This is a genomic window from Corynebacterium sp., from assembly GCF_012838985.1.
Classification (GTDB): Bacteria; Actinomycetota; Actinomycetes; order Mycobacteriales; family Mycobacteriaceae; genus Corynebacterium.
This window is the reverse complement of the sequence record NZ_DUOE01000100.1, coordinates 1-8079: the sequence shown is the minus strand read 5'-3', so window position 1 is coordinate 8079 and position 8079 is coordinate 1. Positions and strand designations below refer to the sequence as shown.

Genomic DNA, 8079 nt, shown 5'->3' with positions numbered 1-8079 from the left:
TCGAGCTGGAGATCACCGGCTACTCCCTGTGGGGCAACAACGAGCAGTGGGCCACCCACATGCAGAACGGCCGCGTCTTCATCGCCGGCGACGCCGCCCACCGCCACCCGCCGAGCCACGGCCTGGGCTCCAACACCTCCATCCAGGACTCCTACAACCTGGCGTGGAAGCTGGCCGCCGTGCTCAAGGGCCAGGCCGGCGAGGACCTGCTGGAGACCTACTCGGTGGAGCGCGCGCCCATCGCGAAGCAGATCGTCACCCGCGCGAACAACTCCTCCCGCGAGTACCAGCCCATCTTCGACGCCCTCGGTGTCGCTGACGCGAAGACGGACGAGGAGTTCGTCGAGAAGCTCAAGCTCCGCAAGGAGGCCACTCCGGAGGGCGCCGCCCGACGCAAGGCCCTCCGTGAGGCGCTGGACAACAAGGACTACGAGTTCAACGCCCAGGGCACCGAGATCGGCCAGTTCTACCGGTCGACCGCCGTGGTCTGCGACGGCCTGGGACGCCCCGAGGTCACCGAGGACCCCATGCTCCACCACCAGAAGTCGACCTACCCGGGACTGCGCCTGCCGCACGCCTGGATCGGCGACACCCTGCACAAGCAGTCCACCCACGACATCGCGACCGGCACCGGCTTCACCCTGTTCACCGGCATCAACGGGCAGGCGTGGGCGGACGCGGCGGTCAAGGTCGCCGAATCGCTGGGCATCGAGCTCAAGGCCGTCGTCATCGGCGAGGGCCTCGAGCACCAGGACCTCTACGGCGACTGGCTGCGCCAGCGTGAGGTCGAGGAGGACGGCGTCATCCTCGTCCGCCCCGACAAGCACATCGCCTGGCGCTCCCACCGCATGGTCGAGGACCCGCGCCACGCCCTGACCGCGGTGCTCTCCTCCATCCTCTCCCGCGGCGGCAACGACAACGCCGAGGAGGTCGCCCGCCTCATGGCGGCCGCCAAGGTCGCCGTCGGATAGCCCGTCACAGCTTCGTGAGGACACCCGCCTGCAGCTCCAGGCGGGTGTCGATGCCCAACCGGTCGAGGAACGCCTCATCGTGGCTGACCACCACCAACCCGCCGCGGTAGTTCTCCAGGGCACCCACCACCTCGTCGATGCTCTGCAGGTCGAGGTTGTTGGTGGGCTCATCCAGGATGAGCAGCTGATGCGCCGGCTCCGCGAGCAGCAGCCGGGCCAGGGCTGCCCGGAACCGTTCCCCACCGGAGAGATCACCGATCCTCCGGTGGACGTCGTCACCGGTCAGCAGGAAACGCGCGAGGTTGGTCCGGACCTGTTGCGGGTCGGCCGTCGGGGCGGCCTCCCGGACACTCGCGAAGACCTCCTGCCCGTCGTCGAGATGATCCAGGCGCTGAGGGAGGTGGCCGACGCGCCCGGTGTGGGCGACGAGCCGGCACCCCTCCCCCACCTCCCGGAACAGCGTCTCCAGCAGCCGGGTCTTCCCCGCTCCGTTCCTTCCGGTGAGCGCCACCCGTTCCGGCCCCTGCATGACGTGGACCGTCCCGTCGGGGTTGTGGAAGTCCAGCAGACGGCGGCCGGCAGGGACGTCCGGGTCCGGGAGCGCGATACGGATACGGTCCTCCTTTCTCACGCGGGCCTCCTGTTCGCGGAGCCTCCGTTCCGCGTCCTCGACGGCTTTGCCCAGGTCATCGCGCAACTTACCGGCGGACACCTGGGCCTCGGCCTTCCGCAGGTTCATGATGATCTTGGGACGCCGCTTGTTGAGGTAGTCGGTCCGGGCGTAGGAACGCCGCCGGGCCAGCTTCGTCTCCGCCTCCACGCGCTGCCGTTTCTCCACCTTGAGCGCCTGCTCAGCCGTCCGGACAGCCTGTTCGGCGGCCGCCTGCTCACGGGCCAGCTGCTCCCGGTGGAGGCTGTAGGGCCCACCGAAGACCGTCAGTCGGCGATCGCGGAGTTCGACGGTGGCATCCATCTGCTCCAGCAGTTCGACATCATGACTGACCACGATGAGCGTCCCCCGCCACCCGGCGACGAGATCCCGCAGCCGGGCCCGTGCCTCACGGTCGAGGTTGTTGGTGGGTTCGTCGAGAAGCGCGACGGGGACGTTGCTCAGCTGGATGCCGATGAGGGCGGTGAGGACCGTCTCACCGCCGGAGAGCGTGCCGACGGGCCGGTCCAGACCGACGCTCCCGAGCCCGGCCCGGTCGAGCAGCGCGCGTGAGCGGGCCCCGACGTCCCAGTCATCGCCGATGACGGTGAAGTGCCGGGGATCCGGGTCGCCCGCCTCGACGGCGGCCAGCGCCGCGAGCTTCGCCCGGACACCGAGCAGTTCCGCGACGCTCATCCCCGACTCCAGGGTGAGCTGCTGGGGAAGATGGGCGACGTCGCCGGTACGGGTGAGGGTGCCGGAGGTCGGCGCGAGCTCCCCGGTGATGAGGCGGAGGACCGTGGATTTCCCGGCCCCGTTGTCGCCGATGAGTCCGGTACGGCCGGTGGTGAACACGGCGTCGGTGCGGTCGAGGACGACAGTTGCGTCCGGCCAGGCGAAAGTGACGCCGGAAAAAATGAGGGGATGTGACATGAGGGGCTCCTGCGAGGTTCAGCGGTGCGCTGACGGAGCCCCGGCAGGGGTGCTACGACGTCAACGCGCGGATGTGCGGCGAACAGTCGCGGATGAGCACGGCCTCTCCGATCCTCGGGAACATGTACCCCGGGCACGTTAACAGGTCAGACGTCAGAGGGGAAGACCCCCGGGCCGATCAGCTCCACCGCCCCACAGCCACCGAGGAGATCAGCCCCACGACCAGCAGCCACACCCCCACGGCCAGGGCGAGGGTGGCGGGCACCGCGCCGCGCTCCACGAGCAGCCACCCGAACCCGACCACCACGCCGAGGCCCCCGAGGACGGTGAGCCAGCGGGGGAGGACGAGGGCGGGGCGTCGGAAAGCGAAGGCCACGGTGGACACCAGGGCGACGGGCGCGGCGAGGATCGCGATGGTCACCAGCGCCATGCCCACCCCGGCGCCGAGCCACAGGAGCCCCAGGCCGGCGGCCCCGGCGACGAGGACCACGATCCAGAGGCGGAGGGCGATGGGGCCCGTGAGTCGTCGAGTGTCCATGTCCGCCACTGTATTCGCTGTACTCTCAGAGACATGAAGACCGTGAATGTCAACCAGGTTCCCGCCGACGCCCAGCTCATCGACGTCCGCGAGGCCGACGAGTACGCCGAGGTCCACGCCGCCGGCGCGACCCTCATCCCCCTGTCCGAATTCGCCGGCCGGGTCGGCGAGCTCGACACCGACCGCGACATCTACCTCATCTGCCGTTCCGGCAACCGCTCCGGCAAGGCATGCGAGTTCCTCCGGGAGAACCACGGCATCGAGGCCATCAACGTCGAGGGCGGCACCCTCGCCTGGGTCGAGCAGGAACTCCCACTGGGGAAGTAGATAGTGGGCTGAAGCCCATGATTTAACGAGGCCACCGTGGGTGGCCTACCATTGGTGGCATGTCGCAATCAGTTGATTCCCCCACGACGGGCGACGCCGCCACTTTCGGCGTTCCCCTCACTCTCCTCGAATCCCCCAGCTTCCAGCTCGAACGCCTCCGCCGCCGCACCCGCGACGAAGTCGAGACCGCCCTCGCCACCCGCGGCACCACCATGCGCGGCTACTGGGTGCTCACCTGCCTCATCGAGGGCGACGCCTCCTCCCAGACCTCCCTCTCCGAGACCCTCGCCATCGACGCCTCCGACATGGTCCGCCTCATCGACGGCCTCGAGGAACAGGGCTGGGCCAAACGCGAACGCGACCCCCGGGACCGCCGCCGCCAGATCGTCATGTCCACCAAGAAGGGCGTCAAGGCCCAGGCGGAACTGGCCACCCTCGTCGCCGAGGCCGAGGCCGCCGCCCTCGACGAATCCACCGGCAAGCAGCTCAAGCACCTGCGCAAGCTGACCCAGGCCGTCCTCGTCGCCGACCTCGAGCCCGACCCCGACGAAACCACGGGGGCCTAGTCACTTGTCACTCCACCAGGTCCCCCGCCAGTTCCTCCGCGCCGGCGACGCCCCCGCCAAGCGCACCCTCTACGACATCCTCGCCGCCACCGCCGCCGCCCACCCCGAGGCTGCCGCCATCGACGACGGCGAGATCCTCACCTACGCCGAACTCATCGACGAGGTCCACACCCTCGCCGCCGAACTCCACGCCAACGGCATCCGCCGGGGCGACCGCATCGGCATCCGCATGACCTCCGGCTCGCGCGACCTCTACATCGCCATCCTCGCGACCATCGCCGCCGGCGCCGCCTACGTCCCCGTCGACGCCGACGACCCCGAGGAACGCGCCGAGATGGTGTTCTCCGAGGGGAGGATCAACGGTGTCTTCACCGACGAGGGCTTCCGCATGCTCTCGCCGCGCGCGGGCGGCGACAAGCAGCGCCCGCGTCTCGACGACACCGCCTGGATCATCTTCACCTCCGGCTCCACCGGCAAACCGAAGGGCGTGGCCGTCTCCCACCGCTCCGCGGCCGCCTTCGTCGACGCCGAGGCCGAACTCTTCCTGGTCAACTCCCCCGGCGGCCCCCTCGGCCCGGAGGACCGCGTGCTGGCCGGACTGTCCGTCGCCTTCGACGCCTCCTGCGAGGAGATGTGGCTGGCGTGGCGCCACGGCTCCTGCCTGGTACCCGCCCCCCGCTCCCTGGTGCGCTCCGGCATGGACCTGGGCCCCTGGCTGATCCGCCGCGACATCACCGTCGTGTCGACCGTGCCCACCCTCGCCGGCCTGTGGCCCGCCGAGGCCCTCGACAACATCCGCCTGCTCATCGTCGGCGGTGAGGCCTGCTCCCAGGAACTCGTCGAACGCCTCGCCACCGAGGACCGCGAGATGTGGAACACCTACGGCCCCACCGAGGCCACCGTCGTCGCCTCCGCCACGCAGCTCCACCCCGGCCAGCCGGTCGGCATCGGACTGCCGTTGGCCGGCTGGGACCTCATCGTCGTCGACTCCGAGGAGAAGCCGGTCGCCGTCGGCGAGGTCGGTGAGCTCGTCATCGGCGGCGTCGGCCTGGCCCGCTACCTCGACCCCGTCAAGGACGCCGAGAAGTACGCCCCCATGCCCTCCGTCGGCTGGGCCCGCGCCTACCGCTCCGGCGACCACGTGCGCCTCGAGGAGGACGGCCTCTACTTCGTCGGACGTGTCGACGACCAGGTGAAGATCGGCGGCCGCCGCATCGAGCTCGGCGAGGTCGAGGCGAACGTCGCCGCCCTGCCGAACGTGTACAACTCGGCCGTCGCGGTGCAGAAGACGGGCGCCAACCAGTCGGTGCTCGTCGGCTACGTGTCACTCGACGACCCCGCACTGGGCTTCGACCACGACGCCGCCCACGAGCGCCTCGCCGAGACCATGCCGGCGGCACTGGTCCCCCGCATCTGCGTCATGGAGGAGCTGCCGGTCCGCACGTCCGGCAAGGTCGACAAGGCGGCGCTGCCGTGGCCGCTGCCGGGCGTCGGCGTCGACGCCACCGACCTCAACGCCACCGAGACGTGGCTCGCCGAACTGTGGGTCGACGTGCTGGGCACCTCCGTCCAGGACGCCGACGCGGACTTCTTCTCCCTCGGAGGCACCTCGCTGGCCGCGGCGACCCTCGTGGGCCGCATCCGCGAACAGGTGCCCACCGTCGCCGTCCGCGACCTCTACGACCACCCGCGTCTGGGGTCACTCGCGGAGGCCGTCGAGAACATCGCCGCGAAGACCGGCGTCTCACTTCACGACGCCGCCCCCGTCGAACCCCGCGACGTCCACCCCGTCGGCGCCCGCACCCGCGTGGCACAGACGCTGATCCAGCTCCCCATGATGACCCTCCAGGCCACCACCTGGCTCGGCTGGATCCTCCTCGGCGGCAACCTGGCGCACATGGCGGGACTGGAGTGGGCGGTGCACACCTCCTGGTGGCTGGTCGCCGTACTGCTCGTCGTGTTCGGTTCGCCCGTCGGCCGCCTCCCCATCGGAGGGCTCGGCGCGCGTCTGCTCACCGCCGGCATCCAGCCCGGCGAGTATCCGCGCGGCGGCGCCACCCACCTGCGGATCTGGGCCGCCGAGCGCTGGGCCGACGCATCCGGCTCGCAGTCCATCTCCGGGGCGACGTGGGTCAACTACTACGCCCGTTCCCTCGGCGTGAAGGTCGGCCGCGGCGTCGACCTGCACTCCCTGCCGCCGATCACCGGCCTGCTCACCCTCGGCGACCACTGCGCCATCGAGCCGGAGGTCGACATGTCCGGCTACTGGGTCGACGGGGACGTCCTCCACGTCGGTGCCATCGAGGTCGCCCCCGATGCGCGCGTCGGTGCGCGGTCGACGCTGCTGCCGGGTGCCGTCATCGGTGCCGACGCCCACGTCGAGGCCGGCTCCACCGTCACCGGCCACCGCACCATCAGGCCGGGGTCCCGCTGGTCGGGGTCACCGGCGGAGAAGGTCGGCCGTTCGAAGCACCGCTTCCCGGACGAGCATCCGCCGCGTCGTTCCCGTTGGGTGCCCATCTACGGGGTGACGTCGGTGGCGTTGAGTCTGCAGCCGCTGGCCGCCATCGCGCTCGGGGCGCTGGTGGTCGTCTCCCTCATCGACGTCACCGCCGGCCACCCTCTCCTCGGGGCCGTCGTGTTCGCCCCGCTGGGTGGTCTGGTCGCGTTCGCGTTCTACATGGTGTCCATCTGGCTCGGTGTCCGTGTCCTGCAGATCGGGCTGCGGCCCGGCATCACACCGGTGCGGTCCTTCCATGGTTGGCAGCTGTGGACCATCGAGAGGCTCATGGACGACGCCCGGACCTACCTCTTCCCGCTCTACGCCGGTCAGCTCACGCCGCTGTGGCTGCGCAGCCTCGGTGCGCGGATCGGCAAGAACGTCGAGGTGTCCACGGCGGTCATGATCCCGACGCTCACCGACGTCCGCGAGGGAGCCTTCCTCGCCGACGACACCCTCGTCGGCGGCTACGAGCTGGGTGGAGGCTGGATGTTGACGGGGGAGACGCGCGTCGGCAAGCGATCTTTCGTGGGCAACTCCGGCATCACCGGACCGGGCCGGAAGCTGCCGAAGAACTCGTTGGTGGCGGTGCTGTCCTCCACCCCGAAGAAGGCGAAGGCGAACACCAACTGGTGGGGTTCGCCGCCGGAGCGCATGCGTCGCGTGCATGTCGATGCGGACGGCGGCGAGGCTCTGACGTACAACCCGGGGCGGAAGGTGAAGTTCTTCCGCGGCTTCATCGAGACGATGCGTCTGCTCGCGCCGATGACGTCGGCGATGCTGCTGGCTGGTGTGGTCGGCACGATCTACTGGCTGGTGGCCGCCTACGGCGTGTTCGTCGCCTGGCTGGCCGGCGGGCTGGTCCTCATGGCGGCGGGGCTGCTGGCCGTGGTGGTGACGGTGCTGGTGAAGTGGTTCTGCGTCGGCAGGCACACGCCCGGTGATCATCCGCTGTGGAGTGAGTTCGTGTGGCTCAACGAGCTGCAGGACGCCTTCGTCGAGGCGGTCGCCGCCCCGTGGTTCCTGGTGCCGACGCTCGGCACCGGTGAGCTCAACGTGGCGCTGCGGGCCCTCGGCGCGAAGATCGGCCACGGCGCGTGGGTCGAGTCCTACTGGTTCCCGGAGACGGATCTGTGCGTCGTCGGACGCGGCGCCACCGTCGGCCCGGGCACCGTGGTGCAGACGCACCTGTTCCAGGACCGTGTGATGAGCCTCGACACCGTCACCATCGCGGACGGCGCCACCCTCGCCGCGCACTCCGTGGTGCTGCCGGCTGCGCGCATCGGTGACGGTGCGACGGTGGGTCCCGGTTCACTCGTCATGCGCGGCGACCAGGTCCCCGCCAACACCGTGTGGCAGGGCAACCCGATCGAGCCCTGGAATCGCGGATAGCCACTTTCCGACGCCCCACGAGGGTTCACCTGTTGATCAGGGCCATGGCGGACAACTGCCGTATCGGGTGGATATTGCTCCTCGGTGGTCCCCCGTCGGGTGGGTGATGCACCACCCCACCCGGTGCCCGCTCCAACCTCCCGTGACGGGGCGGGGCATTGGGGTCATCATCATTGCGCGCATTGTGGACGGTGCACGCCATC

6 protein-coding genes and 1 pseudogene are annotated in these 8079 nt (G+C 70.1%); 4 read left to right on the top strand and 3 right to left on the bottom strand.

The features are described from left to right. On the top strand, nt 1-971 hold a 971-nt coding region (locus GXZ33_RS05800; RefSeq protein WP_291339917.1), incomplete at its 5' end, for an FAD-dependent monooxygenase. Between the two features lie 4 nt (nt 972-975). Here GXZ33_RS05800 and GXZ33_RS05795 read toward each other — a convergent pair. Together GXZ33_RS05795 and GXZ33_RS05790 are read right to left on the bottom strand one after the other, a co-directional pair. Continuing rightward, entirely contained in the window at nt 976-2553 is a 1578-nt protein-coding gene (locus GXZ33_RS05795; RefSeq protein ID WP_291339916.1) for an ATP-binding cassette domain-containing protein, read from the bottom strand. A gap of 178 nt (nt 2554-2731) precedes the next feature. Then, on the bottom strand, nt 2732-3091 hold the full coding sequence (locus GXZ33_RS05790) for a hypothetical protein (protein ID WP_291339915.1): 360 nt from the start codon (nt 3089-3091) through the stop codon (nt 2732-2734). A gap of 33 nt (nt 3092-3124) precedes the next feature. On the opposite strand from GXZ33_RS05790, the gene GXZ33_RS05785 reads away from it, so the two are divergent. From GXZ33_RS05785 to GXZ33_RS05775, 3 genes are read left to right on the top strand one after another with little or no spacing between them, the layout of a single operon-like run. Further along, nucleotides 3125-3418 (top strand): rhodanese-like domain-containing protein, encoded by a 294-nt coding sequence (locus GXZ33_RS05785; protein WP_291339914.1) that lies wholly within the window; start codon nt 3125-3127, stop codon nt 3416-3418. A 59-nt stretch (nt 3419-3477) separates the two neighbouring features. Next, entirely contained in the window at nt 3478-3984 is a 507-nt protein-coding gene (locus GXZ33_RS05780) for a MarR family winged helix-turn-helix transcriptional regulator (RefSeq protein ID WP_291339913.1), read from the top strand. A gap of 4 nt (nt 3985-3988) precedes the next feature. Continuing rightward, nucleotides 3989-7876 (top strand): Pls/PosA family non-ribosomal peptide synthetase, encoded by a 3888-nt coding sequence (locus GXZ33_RS05775; protein WP_291339912.1) that lies wholly within the window; start codon nt 3989-3991, stop codon nt 7874-7876. A gap of 25 nt (nt 7877-7901) precedes the next feature. On the opposite strand, the pseudogene GXZ33_RS05770 reads toward GXZ33_RS05775, so the two are convergent. Beyond that, nucleotides 7902-8079, bottom strand: a pseudogene (locus GXZ33_RS05770) (HNH endonuclease); the annotation flags it as partial.

Coding starts and splice junctions, on each gene's coding strand:
- GXZ33_RS05785 (WP_291339914.1), top strand. CDS start 3,125: ATGAAGACCGTGAATGTCAACCAGGTTCCCGCCGACGCCCAGCTCATC.
- GXZ33_RS05780 (WP_291339913.1), top strand. CDS start 3,478: ATGTCGCAATCAGTTGATTCCCCCACGACGGGCGACGCCGCCACTTTC.
- GXZ33_RS05795 (WP_291339916.1), bottom strand. CDS start 2,553: ATGTCACATCCCCTCATTTTTTCCGGCGTCACTTTCGCCTGGCCGGAC.
- GXZ33_RS05790 (WP_291339915.1), bottom strand. CDS start 3,091: ATGGACACTCGACGACTCACGGGCCCCATCGCCCTCCGCCTCTGGATC.